Source organism: Wolbachia pipientis (assembly GCF_023661085.1).
Taxonomy (GTDB): domain Bacteria; phylum Pseudomonadota; class Alphaproteobacteria; order Rickettsiales; family Anaplasmataceae; genus Wolbachia.
This window is the reverse complement of the sequence record NZ_JAHDJT010000013.1, coordinates 1-14,239: the sequence shown is the minus strand read 5'-3', so window position 1 is coordinate 14,239 and position 14,239 is coordinate 1. Positions and strand designations below refer to the sequence as shown.

General features: G+C 37.0%; 13 protein-coding genes and 1 tRNA gene. 3 read left to right on the top strand and 11 right to left on the bottom strand.

Annotation, left to right across the window (positions count from 1 at the left end):
• Positions 1-241: 241 nt before the first annotated feature.
• Entirely contained in the window at positions 242-1,561 is a 1,320-nt protein-coding gene (gene gltX, locus DM84_RS01010; protein WP_250777730.1) for a glutamate--tRNA ligase, read from the top strand.
• A gap of 176 nt (positions 1,562-1,737) precedes the next feature.
• Here the strand turns inward: gltX and DM84_RS01005 are convergent.
• A tRNA-Ala gene (locus tag DM84_RS01005) sits at positions 1,738-1,813 on the bottom strand.
• A gap of 107 nt (positions 1,814-1,920) precedes the next feature.
• Positions 1,921-2,328 (bottom strand): zinc-ribbon domain-containing protein, encoded by a 408-nt coding sequence (locus DM84_RS01000; RefSeq protein ID WP_250777728.1) that lies wholly within the window; start codon positions 2,326-2,328, stop codon positions 1,921-1,923.
• A gap of 70 nt (positions 2,329-2,398) precedes the next feature.
• Here DM84_RS01000 and dapD point away from each other — a divergent pair, with 70 nt between their 5' ends.
• The gene (gene dapD / locus DM84_RS00995) at positions 2,399-3,229 is read left to right on the top strand and encodes a 2,3,4,5-tetrahydropyridine-2,6-dicarboxylate N-succinyltransferase (protein ID WP_250777725.1); all 831 of its coding nucleotides are present in this window, start codon (positions 2,399-2,401) and stop codon (positions 3,227-3,229) included.
• Between the two features lie 37 nt (positions 3,230-3,266).
• Here the strand turns inward: dapD and DM84_RS00990 are convergent, their stop codons facing one another.
• Both DM84_RS00990 and DM84_RS00985 read right to left on the bottom strand, forming a co-directional pair.
• Entirely contained in the window at positions 3,267-3,548 is a 282-nt protein-coding gene (locus tag DM84_RS00990; protein WP_250777723.1) for a DUF2610 domain-containing protein, read from the bottom strand.
• Positions 3,549-3,932 carry a hypothetical protein gene (locus DM84_RS00985; protein WP_250777720.1) on the bottom strand — a complete coding sequence of 128 codons (384 nt, stop codon included), beginning with the start codon at positions 3,930-3,932 and terminating at the stop codon, positions 3,549-3,551.
• Positions 3,933-4,012: 80 nt separating this feature from the next.
• Between DM84_RS00985 and DM84_RS00980 the strand changes: the two genes are divergently transcribed.
• Positions 4,013-5,134, top strand: a complete 1,122-nt coding sequence (locus DM84_RS00980; RefSeq protein WP_250777716.1) for a class I SAM-dependent methyltransferase — start codon at positions 4,013-4,015, stop codon at positions 5,132-5,134.
• A gap of 175 nt (positions 5,135-5,309) precedes the next feature.
• Here DM84_RS00980 and DM84_RS00975 read toward each other — a convergent pair whose 3' ends face one another.
• The 7 genes from DM84_RS00975 to DM84_RS00945 form a co-directional block, all read right to left on the bottom strand.
• Entirely contained in the window at positions 5,310-5,669 is a 360-nt protein-coding gene (locus tag DM84_RS00975; protein WP_250777712.1) for an ankyrin repeat domain-containing protein, read from the bottom strand.
• A 95-nt stretch (positions 5,670-5,764) separates the two neighbouring features.
• On the bottom strand, positions 5,765-8,215 hold the full coding sequence (gene topA / locus DM84_RS00970; protein WP_250777709.1) for a type I DNA topoisomerase: 2,451 nt from the start codon (positions 8,213-8,215) through the stop codon (positions 5,765-5,767).
• A gap of 210 nt (positions 8,216-8,425) precedes the next feature.
• A complete protein-coding gene (locus DM84_RS00965) occupies positions 8,426-8,878 on the bottom strand; it encodes an Hsp20/alpha crystallin family protein (protein ID WP_250777706.1) in 453 nt (150 codons plus the stop codon).
• A gap of 235 nt (positions 8,879-9,113) precedes the next feature.
• Positions 9,114-9,620, bottom strand: coding sequence for a hypothetical protein (locus DM84_RS00960; RefSeq protein ID WP_250777704.1), 507 nt, complete (start codon positions 9,618-9,620; stop codon positions 9,114-9,116).
• A 290-nt stretch (positions 9,621-9,910) separates the two neighbouring features.
• On the bottom strand, positions 9,911-11,716 hold the full coding sequence (locus DM84_RS00955) for a peptidylprolyl isomerase (protein ID WP_250777701.1): 1,806 nt from the start codon (positions 11,714-11,716) through the stop codon (positions 9,911-9,913).
• A gap of 123 nt (positions 11,717-11,839) precedes the next feature.
• Complete coding sequence (gene dusB, locus DM84_RS00950; protein ID WP_250777698.1) at positions 11,840-12,799, bottom strand: tRNA dihydrouridine synthase DusB; 960 nt, start codon at positions 12,797-12,799, stop codon at positions 11,840-11,842.
• 14 nt (positions 12,800-12,813) lie between these two features.
• Positions 12,814-14,061 carry a hypothetical protein gene (locus DM84_RS00945; RefSeq protein WP_250777695.1) on the bottom strand — a complete coding sequence of 416 codons (1,248 nt, stop codon included), beginning with the start codon at positions 14,059-14,061 and terminating at the stop codon, positions 12,814-12,816.
• Positions 14,062-14,239 lie beyond the last annotated feature (178 nt).

Below are 14,239 nucleotides of genomic sequence, written 5' to 3'. Positions count from 1 at the left end.
TGAATACTGTGGTGGAAATCCAGACAAAATCTACGATTATTATCTTTTTTCTTTTTCATAATTAATGTTCGTACAGTTGTGCGCGTGACGCTGGCATGACACTCACAATGTTCGTACAGTTTTGGGGAACTGGAGGAATTTGCCAAGAGGTTTTTCTATGCTACCTAGTGTTGCGCAACTGCTTTGCTTGCTTTGGCCATATATTTATATAAAATTAGAACAAATCAGAACCATAAATTGGATGTTAACAAGATTCGCTCCAAGCCCAACTGGCTACCTTCATGTAGGAAACGTCCGCACTGCACTCATTTGCTGGATGTACGCACGTAGTCAAAATGGAAAGTTTCTACTTCGTTTCGACGATACTGACCTTCAGCGCTCAGATGTTAAATACATAGACAGCATCATACAAGACTTGAGATGGGTTGGTATAGATTGGGATTCAAACTTTAAGCAATCAGAGCGTTTTGAGCGCTACAATGAGGTGTTTTCGCAGTTAATAAAAGAAGGACATATTTATGTGTGCTATGAAACAAGAGAAGAGTTAGATATTAAACGCAAATTGCAGTTAAAACAGGGACTACCACCGGTATATGACAGGAGCGCATTATTTCTCACTGAGCAAGAGAAAATTCGTTATGAACAGGAAGGACGAAAACCACATTTTAGATTTAGGTTGGATAGAAACGAAGTTGTTAACTGGAATGATGAAGTTAAAGGTGAAATAAACATTGCAGCAAGTCACGTTAGTGATCCCATAGTAAAAAGAGAAGATGGAATTTACACATACATGTTACCTTCTGTTATTGATGATATTGACTTTAATGTAACCCATGTTGTACGCGGGGAAGATCATGTAACTAACACCGCAGTGCAGATACAAATGATTCAAGCATTAAAAGCGAAAATTCAGACGTTTGCTCATCTTCCTCTGCTACATTTTGATGATAGCAAAATATCAAAACGCAAAGGTGGATTGGATATCAAATCCATCAAAGAAGATGAAATTGAACCAATGGCACTGGCTAGTTATTTGACAAAACTTGGAACTTCAGACCCTATCGAAGCCCATGTTAGTATCCAGTCTTTAATTGACTCATTTGGCATTGAAAAATTTAGCTCAGCATCCGCACAGTTTAGCTTAAGTGAAGTGTATAAGCTAAATAGCAAAGTCCTACAACAAATGTCATTTGCAATGGTGGAAGAGCGTTTAAGTCAAACTGGAGTGAACTCTTCGGAGTTTTGGTATTTTATAAGAAGCAATATAGAAAGATTTTCTGAGGTAGCTAAGTGGTGGCAGATATGTAAGTCCAATATAGAACCTGTAATTCTCTACAGGGAATTTGCAAAAGTTGCTCTCAATGCATTACCTCAAGGTGATTGTAATGAGAACACATTGTCAGAGTGGGTCAAAGCTATTCAACAGAAAGTAGATATAAAGGCAAAAGACTTGTTTATGCAGCTACGTCTAGCCCTAACAGGGACAAAAACAGGTCCAGAACTCGCTAAACTATTAATTTTTATCGGCAGAGAGAACATCGTTACAAGGTTAAAGGAATAAGGGGAAACTTTTTCTGATACCAACCTCGTCATTGTGAAGGCAAATAAACGCATCACAAATTTGCTAAACCTCTAGGCAAAAAGCGATTTTTTTTAACTTGTCCGTTAAGGTTTAGTATTAGAAGGTTGTTTGAGCTATAAAGTGAACTATTGTAGCGGGTTTTGTGAAATATTATATGGTGGAGGCAAGCGGGGTCGAACCGCTGACCTTCTGCGTGCAAAACAGATGCTCTACCAACTGAGCTATGCCCCCTAGGTAACTCTTACTTAAAGGATAAACTAACCCAGGCTGGAATACAAGAAATATTTATCTATTATATAATCTTCTTTCCGCCATAATACAAGAGAGCTAAGGTCACATTAACTAGATCTTAAATTAGTTAGGAAAAGATAGTCTTGATAAAATTTACTCGCTGCAAGCCTTTTTATATTCGGGCTATCGGTTGGCTTTTTCTTATACCCTAATTTATAGCTTATTGAATTCTTATACGAACCGATCGTTTTGTATACCTTGTCCATTTCTCTAGGATTAGCTATTGCGATACACAGTCCTGATACTACAGCAAAAGCTAAAGTGGCAAACACTAAAAAACTCTTTCCGCCAACTTTCTTTTCTTGTATATCTGTAGTGTGCAGCTCGTCTGATTCTTGTAAGTATTCATGCCATGTATGGTTGCAGTTTGTACACTTTACTTTCCTTCCAAGCTTGCCTATTTGCTCAGAGGATACTAAGTAAGTTTTAGTACAATTGTTGCATTGTATTTTCACAGTGCTTACAAATGAGTAGTAACAAGTTCAAATTATACAAAACTATAAACTTATTGTCAATATATAATAAATGGAATACCTGCAACTAGAAAAAGTACAAAGTGATGTGGAAAATATCTGGAAAAACAGGCATGAGCTTGGCGATCGCAGCGTAAAAAAAGCAGCAAAAGTGATAATTAGAGAGGTAATTAAGCTCTTAGACAGTGGCAGAATTAGAGTGGCAGAAAAGCTGTCAGGTGGAAAGTGGGTAGTGCATACATGGATAAAGCAGGCGATATTATTACATTTTCTCGCTGAAGGGAGCAAAATAATAGGCAATAACAATTGGTGGTGTGATAAGATCAACAATAAGTTTGATGGATGGAATGAAGAAAGGTTTCGCCAGTCAAAAATTCGAGCAGTTCCTGGGTGTTTTGTCCGTCAATCTGCCTATATAGGTACAAATGTTGTTCTGATGCCAAGCTTTGTCAATGTTGGTGTGTATATTGGTTCAGGCACAATGATAGATACTTGGTCAACGATTGGTAGCTGTGCACAAATAGGCAAGAACTGCCATATTTCCGGAGGAGTGGGAATCGGGGGAGTTTTAGAGCCTATTCAAGCTTCTCCAGTTATTATAGAGGATAATTGCTTCATCGGAGCGCGCAGCGAGATAGCTGAAGGTGTTATAATAAGAGAAGGAGCGGTTTTAGGCATGGGAGTTTTTATTGGAGCATCAACAAAAATTATTGATAGAGAAACAAATAAGGTACTTTATGGCGAAGTGCCGCCTTATTCTGTAGTGGTACCAGGATCTATCCCATCTAAAAATAATATCTCAACCTATTGCACAGTTATAATAAAAAAAGTGGATGAAAATACAAGATCGAAAACTTCCATAAATGAAATATTGAGAAACTAAGCTAGGTCCCCTGCATTATGGCAGAAATGCAAGGGATCTATTTCTTGTTGTCATTTTTTTTATCATTATTAACTATAGTAATGGCATATGCACATAGCTCTGGGAAAGAAACTCCATTTTCCTGAGACAATTTGTATAATTTCTGCAAGCTTTCTTTTACTTTACTTGGGATATTGCCTCCACGCTCTTTTACAAGCCAGGAATCTTGATGATGAATCGGATGAGTGTCGCTTTTTGGATTTCCTATGTATATCGCAAAAGGCGAGCTTTGTCCCTTGAAGTCACATTGTACAGTAAATTTTTTTATGGAATCAGCCATCTAAAGACCTCTACTTTTCTTTTTGGTTGGTTTTACAGCAGGTGTAGAAGGTGGTTTCTTTATGAAATCTTGCCTGCTGACAACATTCTCTTTGCCTTCTAGAGCTCGAAGAACATCAGCTCTGCTTAATTGTGATTCTTTTGCTACCTTCATTCCATGCTTTGCCATAATATTAGCATATGCCAGCACTTTTTTTACTAATTCTAGATCACCATTTAACATTTGAACTAGAGCTTGAAATACCTCTGCTAAAGTCAACCCATCAGCACTTATAACCTTATTTTCTACAAACTTGATAACCTCTTCAAATTTGTATTCAATACTATCATTTTGATGTATAAGGGTGGTATCTTGTTCGTCCATAGCTGAAGCACTATTATCCATAAGTTCTCAAGTTTATACTATACATATAAATATTCTAATACTTTATATCATGACATGCTATAGTTAAACATTTATTAATAATGCTCACTTATATACACAAGTTAATTGATAAAAACCAAGGGTCAATATCAATCAGTGATTTCATGAATGCCGCTCTATACCATAAAGAGTACGGCTATTATATGAGTAAATTACCACTTGGCAAGGATGGTGACTTTATTACAGCACCTGAAATCAGTCAATTGTTCGGTGAAATAATTGCAGTGTGGGTAATGCATACATGGGAAAAGTTAGGAAAGCCATCAAAATTTTCTCTGGTTGAACTCGGGCCAGGCAAAGGAACACTCATCCACGATATAATAAGAGTCACTAGAAAATACAATGACTTTTTTGATTCAATGTCGATCCACCTAGTTGAAATAAGTCCTGCTCTGCAGGAGATACAAAAGGAAAAATTAAAGGGTTTAGATATTAACTGGCACAAAAATATCGATAGCCTGCCAAAGCGACCAACTATTTTTCTAGCAAATGAGTTCTTCGATGCTCTTCCAATAGACCAATTTGTGTATCGTAACGGAGAATGGTGTGAAAATAGAATAGTAAAGCAAGATAACGGTGTGTCATCCAAAGTAGCTGACACTGGGGTCCAGAAAAAAGATCCCTGTGCCCCTTTCTTGCCATCTCCCCCTTCCTTGTCATCTAAGGTAGCTGACACTGGGATCCAGAAAAAGGAATTGTGTATCCCAGTATCAGCTACTCAGATGACAAACAAAAAACTTTTTGATGGCGCAGTAGTGGAAGTATGTCCAGCTGGAATTGAAATATTAAAAAGACTTGAGGAAAAGGTGTACAATAACAAAGGAGCTGCTTTGATCATAGATTATGGCTACGTATATTCTGAATATAAGAGCACTCTGCAATCGGTAAAGCAACACAAGTATGCCAATTTTCTTGAAAATGTTGGTAATAGCGATATTACTGCACTTGTGAATTTTCAAGCGTTAAGAGATTCATTGGAATACGTAGATTGCGAGATTTTAACTCAAAGAGAATTTTTATATTTTTTTGGTATAAAAGAAAGAACGCAGGCTTTGATGAAAAATGCAAGTGATGAACAAAAAAATAGGATTTTTGGTGAATTCCTAAGGTTAACTGAAAACATGGGTACCCTCTTTAAAGCAATGCTGATTCACCATTTATAGTCCTGTGTGGCTTTTATAACCCCAACTATGGATTAGTCAACAAAGAAAAGAGTAGAAATAGACATATCCCTCAGCTATCATCTCTGACTAAGGAGTTAGCAAGAACAAGCAATTTTCTCATAGCAACAGTAGAAGCAATCTTATATGGCTCTTTATGTTAATTATATAATAAAGATCATCCTTCGCAAAAAGCGGGAAGGAAGGCTAAAAGACAGCTGACCATAACATTGGAAAGGCATCTAGCTGGTAGGCCTTTCAATAAATCAATTATTTCCTTATTCTTAGCAAAAGAAAGCGGTTTTTTACCACTATTATCTTTTATATTAGTTTTAGCTCCTGCGTCGAGAAGAAGTTCAACCATATCAGTGTTATTGAAATAAGCAGCATAATGTAATGCAGTTCTTCCTTGACCATCCTTGGCATTAACGTCTGCATGCTCGCCTATTAGACGCTCATAGTCTGTCCGCTCATTCTTATTTTCACAATGTCTTCTTAAAGTTTCATATACATCATAACCTCTGGTATCATTTAACATAATTTTACCTCCATATACACTAACAATTGACAAGTATTTTTATAAAGCTCAACATATTGCATTTACAGAAGAGTTGCAAGATATCTTTTAAGCATTTATTTTTTATTCTTAATTAACTCTAAAGCTTTTTTCAGGTCTATACTCTCAATATCTGCACTTTTGCCCAAGGCAACATTTGTTTTACCGCATTTTATATAGAATCCATATCTACCGTTGCAGATGAAAACTTCTTTTCCCTTGTCATTAAAACCGAGGGATTTTAGTTCTTTACGTGGGCTTTTTGCAATAATTTGCACAGCTTCATCTAATTGCGTGTTCAATACCTCCTTGGAGCTTTTCTTAAGGGAAAAGTATTTACCACCATAGAAAATATAGTACCCAAATCTTCCAAGGCCTATTTTTACTTCCTTCCCGGTTTCTGGGTGTTCTCCAATCACTTTCGGCAAGGAAAGTAACTGAGTAGCGGTATTCAGATCAATATCATTAACATTTATATCTTTTGGTATGGAAACCGTTTTTTTCTTTTTCGACTCGTTATTGAACTCCAGATAAAGCCCAAAAGGACCTTTTTTGATTATCACCTCTTGCCCTGTCACATCGCCTATACCCAAACTTTTTGGGTATTCTGAGTTGTCATTACTGCCTGTAATTTCCTTTGTATGGTTGCATGCAGGGTAGTTAGAACACCCAAGAAACACTCCGGCTTTTCCAAAGTTCAATTTCAATATGCCATCAGAACAATTAGGACATTTTTTGCCTATTTCTTCCTTTCCTTCTTCTGAACAAAACCAATCGACTACCAAACTGTGAATGCCGCTAAAAATCTCATCATGCGTCATTTTCTTGACGGAGTTTACAAGATTAAAAAATGGCACCCAAAAATAGCCTAGTTCTTTTTTCCAATCCGCACGTCCATTTGAGATTAAATCAAGCTTTTCTTCCATTTGTGCTGTGAAATTATACTCTATACAACGCTGAAAAAAGGTTTCTAGAAATATGGTAACGATCTTACCACGGCTGCTTGGAATAAATCTTTTATTATCCAGTGTAACGTACTCACGGTCTTGCAACACTGAAATAATTGCTGCATAAGTTGATGGACGGCCTATGCCAATTTCCTCCATTTTTTTAACAATGCTTGCTTCACTATAACGTGGTGGCGGTTGAGTAAAATGCTGTTTTGGATCAACGGAGATCAGTTTGCACACTTCACCTTCTTTCATGACAGGTAGCATGCCTTCATCTTCATCATCTGCATTATCTCTATAAACTTTATAGAACCCATCAAAAAATATGCTCGACCCACTTGCTCGTAGGATTACCTTCCGATCAGTAGAACTAATTTCAACCACCACTTGATCAAGGATCGCTGATTCCATCTGACTTGCGATGGTTCTTTTCCAAATCAGATCATACAATTTAAATTGTTCTGGCGTTAAATAGTCCTTGATACTATCTGGTGTTCTATTTATATCAGTTGGACGAATTGCTTCATGCGCTTCCTGAGCATTTTTGACCTTTTTTACATATTGACGAGGAGATTTTGGTAAATATTTATCACCATATAATGATTTAATTGACTCTCTGATTGAGTTTATAGCCTCATCCGCAATATAAAACCCATCTGTACGCATGTAAGTTATCAACCCGACAGTTTCACCACCAATATCAATACCTTCATATAGGTTTTGCGCTATGCGCATAACATTTTTTACATTCAAGTAAAGCTTATTCACTGCATCTTGTTGAAGACTTGAAGTAATAAATGGGGGAAGCGGGTTTCTCTTAACTTGCTTGCGTTCTACTGCGCTTACAGCATATTGCCTTGACTTAATTTCCCCAACTAAGTTCTTTGCTTCCTCTTCATTCTTAATATCAAATTTTTCTAGCTTTTTATTGTCATAGTGGCTGAGCATAGCAAAAAACGTTTCGTCTTTGCTATTCTGCATCTCTGCCTTTATGTTCCAATACTCCTGTGTTATAAATTTACTAATTTCATCTTCCCGCTCGCATATGAGCTTCAGTGCAACAGACTGCACTCGTCCTGCAGACTTGCTTCCTGACAATTTTGTCCATAGCAGTGGCGACAAATTAAATCCGACCAAGTAATCTAAAGCTCTGCGTGCTTGCTGCGCACGCACTAAGTCCATATTTATTTCACGGGGATTTTTTATAGCTTCTTGCACTGCCCTTTTTGTTATCTCATTAAAGACTACTCTATAAATGTGACTTTTATCATTGATTGCCTTCCTTTCCTTTAGTGCCTCTACCACATTCCAAGCTATTGCTTCTCCTTCCCTATCTGGGTCTGTTGCAAGGTATATGTCTGATGTTTTACTTGCTTCCTTTGCTAGCTCTTTTACATATTTCTCTGCCTTCTCAATAATCTCATATTTTATAGCAAAATCATTATCTGGATCAACAGAACCGTTTTTTACTGGCAGATCTCTCACATGTCCAAAAGATGCAGCTACCTTGAACTCTTTACTTAGATACTTGCCTATCGTTTTTGCCTTCGCAGGCGACTCAACTATCAATAAAGCCATAATTATTAGTATTGAAAGATAATATGTTGAGGAATATATAATGAAATGTAAAAAAATATTTTAATGGGTCCTGTGAATTTTACAGAGTGGGTTGTTGAAAGTCTTTAGTTAAGGGGGAAAAACTTGTTGTACAAAACTGGTAAGCATAGCAACCTACAAGAATCAATTCTACTATAGCAGGCTCAAGCTAAGAGCCTGCTATCTGTTCAATTACTTTATATCAATCTTTTTAGTATGCTTTTCAGATTTAGGTATGCTTACATGCAATACTCCGTTTGAAAACTTGGCAAATATTTTATCTACATCTGCGTTAGGTGGAAATTGGATTGACCTATAAAAAAAGCCATAATATCTTTCTCGATGGTAGTATCGCTTTTCTTTCGACTCATTATCGTACTTTTTTTCACCTTTTACTATCAAGCTATCACCAGACACACTAATATCTACATCCTCTTTTGGAATACCTGGCAACTCCATAGACAGGCAGTAATTTTCCTCAGTTTCATAGAAGTCGCAAGTTGGTAGTATATTATCTCTTCTGGTGAGCTCTGGACCCCAACCTGTGAAGAAGCTATTAAACATGTCGTCAACAGCTTTTTGTAGCCCTCCCAAGTTGAAATCTTCACGATTGCCACTTTTGTTTGAACGGATAATGTCACTCATGCTAGACCTCCTTACATTAACATAGACTTTATATAATCACTTAATTTACTAATATCAAGGCAATGTTCCTTTTGCTCTTTGGTTTGTTCTTTTGAGCTTGATAGAAATGAATTCTTTGAGTTTAAACCGAGCCTTTCCTTCAATTCAGCATTACTGGCGAAAGGCACCCCCAAATTACAATGTGTGTGCAGCTATGCGCTACACACTAAAATAGCAGAAACCTTGCTTGGTTAGCTTAAACTGCTCTCTCTTGCTCTTTTGAAGAAAAAACCTTTTCAAACATAGGCGATATAATGTTCTTGTCCACTTTTTCAGCTACTGGCACTATAGCGTGGTTCATTACAGGAACCGCTATAACTGGTGTTATTGCTCCTATTGCTGCACCTATTAAAGCTAATGATTGCATTCCAAGCATTGCACCAGGAAAAATAGAAACTATAGCTGCAGCAAGACCTACTCCAATCCCGACACTGATAGCTGTTAGTGTGCCGAAGTACATTATACTAGCTTTAATAGCTTCTTTACCTCCATTTTCACTTCCAAAGAGGACCGGCACAGTAACCGCACTGGGCAAAGCAGTAAAAACTGTAGGGAGTATTGGCAACATAGAACCAATAATTCCACCTATAACTAAGGGTGACAAAGCTGTAAAGCTCAGCCCTAAACCTATAAGCCCTCCTAGCACAGCACCTAATCCTGCTGTAAATATTAAATCTTTTACATGCTGAGCCTTGTTATTCATATAAACCTCCTTAAATTAATCTATAATAACAACCCTTTTCATAGAGCTTTAAACTCCTTCTATTGCTATTATAATTAAGTTACTGGATATGTAAAGTAATTTTTTTATGGAATGATTGGGATAAAGAGAGCAAAAGAAAGTCCCGAATCTTTGACCTCAACTATTATCGGTTAATGCCAAATTTTGCAGTGACACAGCATTACTTCTTCTATTATGCACCCCCTTTCTTGTCATCCAAGTAGTCGAAACTGGAATAACATCATGCGTTCGAGGTAAAACAGGTTCTATGGCTATATATCATCAAGCATATCGTGGTTAACTTCAACCTTATATTTTGATTCTAGGTAGCTGATTAATTGCTCTTTTAGCGATATCATCACGCGTTTTCCAGTATCAAATGTGTTTAATTTACCACTTGACGAATACATCTCTTTTAGAACGCCTATTATCACTTCATTATTATATTGAATGGGGTCTGTTACCGAGTCAGTTGTCTTCATATTAAAAATCTCTTCTATAAAAGAAAAAAGGTAATTTTGTCGGTCTGCTTCATTGCGGTGTATCTGCTGATCTTTAATTAATTCTACACCTTGAATTTTTTCTAAACCTGTTTTCTCTTTTAGTTGAGCTACAATTTTTTGTCCAATCTTAAACATTTGTTCTTTTATAAACCCATCACGCCAAAGGTCTTCTACTGATGTCTTACCTTCTTCAAAACTTTGTAGTTTAGGCGGGATAATATCGGTGATCTTTATACCGACAACGGCATCTTCAATGCCTTTAAAATAACTTTTCTGGTCTTTTTTTCGAGAAAAGATAAAAGAAATCAAATCATTAGAACTTTCTACACTATTACCACTTTGATCCCTTCCACTTGCATCTACTGGACCAATGGTTTGTACAGGTAAATTGTACTCACTGGATATTTCCTCAATCGTTGCACCATTGTATATCTTATAATTTGCTTGATTTATGAAATCGTTGACTTTTTCAAAAGACTTTCGGTTGATTAAAACTGATCTCACGTCCTTTTTTAAATCAGTTAAGTTTTCGCTAGAAATTTGATGTATACTTTCCACTTTTATTATGTGCCAACCGAAACTGCTTGCTAAAACTTCGCTCACTTCACCTGCCTTGAGAGCAAATACCTTTTCTCCTATACCCTCTGGTAGAAAATCCTTGGTTATATTATTCATTCTGGTTTCTTCAAGTTTTGTTTTACCAAACTCTTCTGCTACCTGTTCAAAACTTACGTTGCCTTCTTCAAATGCTTTTCTTGCTGCCTCGGCTTTCTCTTTAGAATGAAATATTAGGTTAAATATATCCCTTTGATCCTTAAGTTTCTGTTGTTCTATTATATCATCAACCTCTTCATCTGAAATCTGAACTTGATCTTCAAAATATTTTTGGCCTAAAGAAATATACTGTGCAGTTCGATATTCAGGATAATAAAAATGGGATTTATTTTTTTCATATAAGTCAAGTAAAGTTTGATTATCTGGCTTGGGAACATTTGTAACTGCATCTTTAGTTATTTTAACAATATCAACTACTCTGGTTTGGTGGCGATTTCTGTATATCTGCTCATCAATTTTCTCGCCAAAAGTCACTGGATAATTATCTCTAAACAGTGAAGTTACAAACATCATTGCAGGCAGAATTTTCTCTAGCTTTGCTGTATATTCTCCTTCTGTCATATGCAGAGCGCTTAGCGTCTCATGAAATTTCCCTTTATCAAACTCACCTTTATCGTTTTGAAAGTATTTAGTATTTTTAACATGGTCCTTTATAGACTCTTCTCCAACTACCAACCCCAGATCACTCATCAGGTTAAACAATAGTTTTTGCTCTATGAGTGCATTAAGTAAATCGTATTTCAGTCTTTTCACTTGTTCTTCACTAACATTAGATCCAAAAATTTGCTTTCCGTAATTTTGATATAGCGATTTATACTCATCGAGTGTTATAACTTCCTTTCCAACTTTAGCTATTTCCTCCTTTTTACTGTCATCTGATAGAAGGTTGCCAACTCCCATAAAGATTAATAAACAAGCTAAAATGACAACGATTACTTTAGTGGACAAGCTTTTATTCATAAACGCAAAAGTTGATTATTGGTTAATTATAGGATAGTGATAATTTAGTTCTTGTAAACCTGTTGATTATAGTATTAGCTTGTGTCCGCAGGAAGAAATATCCTTTTCAGATTATTAGATAGTCTAATCTCCTTGATTAAAAAAGCTAACTATATTCTCTTTTACTTCCATGCTGTCTGTCATGTTGTTTACTCTCACACGAAATTCAGATGAGTTTTTAACCCCACTACTATACCAGCCTATGTGTTTGCGGGCCATTTTTATCCCCGTATCGTTTCCGTAATACTCAAGAATATTGTCGTAGTGTTCAAGTATGATGTTTAATTTCTCTGAAGCTGTTGGCTCGGAAATTTCACCTCCATTTAGAAAGTTCATTGCTTGATTAATCAACCAGGGTTTGCCATAAGCGCCACGACCTATCATCACTCCGTCTGCTCCAGATTCTTTGAGCGCATTTTGAATGTCATTCAAATTTTTAATGTCACCATTTACCATCACTGGAATTTTTACTTGCTCTTTGACATTCCTAACGAATTTCCAATCTGCTTGACCATTATAAAGCTGTGCCCTTGTTCTTCCGTGCACAGTGATCATTTTTGCTCCAAGATCCTCTGCGATTTTCGCTAAAAGTGGAGCGTTGCGATTTTCGTCGTTCCATCCAGTACGCATTTTCACCGTAACTGGCACATTAACTGCCTTGACTACAGCTTCAATTATCTCAGCGGCCTTTTTTTCATCGCGCATTAGCGCTGACCCTGCATAACCGTTTACAACTTTTTTAACTGGGCAACCAAAGTTTATATCTATGATTTTTGCACCCATATCCTCGTTTAATTTTGCGGCCTCTGCCATAACATCGGGCTCGCACCCAGCGAGTTGCACAGCGGTCAACTCATCAACTTTTGCTTTTTGTATACTCTGACGAGTTTGCAAAATCATAGCTCTGCTTGCGATCATTTCTGAGACTAACAAACTTGCACCGAGCTTCTTCACAATACTTCTAAACGGATAATCAGTCACTCCAGACATTGGCGCTAAGATTACCGGAGAATCGATCGTTAGATTTCCTATGTGGAGGGGCATAGGGCTAAGTACAACTATATAGTGTTACAAGGCTGCACATTCTTTACTCCTGAGGTAAGAGATGTTGCCGTTCTTGGCGAAAGATCAAATAAAAGCCCGTTTTCTAGATCTTCCTTCCATTTTTCATCATTCATGAGTGCTTCTGCAAACTCTTTTCTTTTTTCATTCAGATCAAATTTATATTCTGATAACTCTTTGCCAATTTCATCAAATGACTTGCCTCCGCTGAGCATTTGTGTGATTTTGCTAGCATTTTCTAATGCAAATACACCACAATTGCAGCCATCGTTTTGCTGCTTAGTTTCGGAGCTTCTCATGTTATCACTTCCTATTCCCAAAGCTGCTTCCAGTGCACTTACTATACTATCAGTGTTTATTGGAACATTAACTAATTCATTTTTCTTGTCCCGGCACGTTTGCGCTGTTTTTTGGACGTCTTGACCCATTTCTTTTCTTCCTCGCTCGTTTAATTCACGAAACTGCTTAGTGAGAGGGGGAATCAACCCTTTAATTTCACTCGCACATTCTATGTTCTTACGTTGACTACCAGGACTTGGTAAGTCAGCACCAAAAGAATCACAGTAATAAGCTCTAAATTGTTTACTACCTAAATTGTACGCAACAACTAATGTAGTCCAATGACGGTTTCCTAGGTTTACTACAGAAGTGAACGTTACTTCTCGACTTTCCTGCTCTACCCTATTTTTGTATTCTATTAGTCTTTCATTCAAAGTTTCTAGATTGCCGGGAATACAGAAGAATACACCGTCTGCAGAATCCTCTGAATACCCATATTTAACTCTTGCAATGTGAGCAATATCATGCTGTTGTAGCCAGTAAGTATAATTTCCTCCATTTGTCTGATGCACAAGAGTATCCAGATTTTCACGAAATTTACCACCCAAGCCACTATCTAAAGAATCATTAGAGCTTACATAACTACTGTTCTCTGGATCGAGTTCGCTGCCAAAGCCACTATCTTTATCTGCTCCTTTTCCGCTAACATAGCCTTTGACCCAGCGAAACAAAGGTTCAATAGCCAATTTGTATGTCACTGCAAGAGCTACCCCCATTAAAATCCAAACTATGGGATTGGAGATGAGCATAGCAAGTGGAAAGGTCAGTAGAGGAGATCCTATTATTAACCCTAAACAGCCAATGGTAAATGTAGCTGCCAGATGTATACCAAAAGCGTAAATAGCAAACCTTCCACCAGCTTTGAGTTTGGTAAGGTAAGTGTCCTTTTCTGTGGTACCTAACATATTATATCTATGAATACCAAATTAACTAGATTTTAACAAATTTTGAGGGTAAAGTCAATCATGATACCAATTCCACTACACAAAGGACAGAAGACGACAGTGAAAAAAGCTACCCAACAGAAACAAAAAAACTACTTGACAACCTTCACCAGTCCCATTATCATAGTATTGAAGCTAT

What these genes read in the sequence shown, in the direction of transcription:
- DM84_RS00965 (WP_250777706.1), bottom strand. Translation starts at nt 8,878, where the DNA reads ATGAGTGACATTATCCGTTCAAACAAAAGTGGCAATCGTGAAGATTTC.
- DM84_RS00985 (WP_250777720.1), bottom strand. Translation starts at nt 3,932, where the DNA reads ATGGATAATAGTGCTTCAGCTATGGACGAACAAGATACCACCCTTATA.
- DM84_RS00955 (WP_250777701.1), bottom strand. Translation starts at nt 11,716, where the DNA reads ATGAATAAAAGCTTGTCCACTAAAGTAATCGTTGTCATTTTAGCTTGT.
- topA (WP_250777709.1), bottom strand. Translation starts at nt 8,215, where the DNA reads ATGGCTTTATTGATAGTTGAGTCGCCTGCGAAGGCAAAAACGATAGGC.
- DM84_RS00990 (WP_250777723.1), bottom strand. Translation starts at nt 3,548, where the DNA reads ATGGCTGATTCCATAAAAAAATTTACTGTACAATGTGACTTCAAGGGA.
- DM84_RS00975 (WP_250777712.1), bottom strand. Translation starts at nt 5,669, where the DNA reads ATGTTAAATGATACCAGAGGTTATGATGTATATGAAACTTTAAGAAGA.
- DM84_RS00960 (WP_250777704.1), bottom strand. Translation starts at nt 9,620, where the DNA reads ATGAATAACAAGGCTCAGCATGTAAAAGATTTAATATTTACAGCAGGA.
- dusB (WP_250777698.1), bottom strand. Translation starts at nt 12,799, where the DNA reads ATGCCCCTCCACATAGGAAATCTAACGATCGATTCTCCGGTAATCTTA.
- DM84_RS00980 (WP_250777716.1), top strand. Translation starts at nt 4,013, where the DNA reads ATGCTCACTTATATACACAAGTTAATTGATAAAAACCAAGGGTCAATA.
- gltX (WP_250777730.1), top strand. Translation starts at nt 242, where the DNA reads ATGTTAACAAGATTCGCTCCAAGCCCAACTGGCTACCTTCATGTAGGA.
- DM84_RS00945 (WP_250777695.1), bottom strand. Translation starts at nt 14,061, where the DNA reads ATGTTAGGTACCACAGAAAAGGACACTTACCTTACCAAACTCAAAGCT.
- dapD (WP_250777725.1), top strand. Translation starts at nt 2,399, where the DNA reads ATGGAATACCTGCAACTAGAAAAAGTACAAAGTGATGTGGAAAATATC.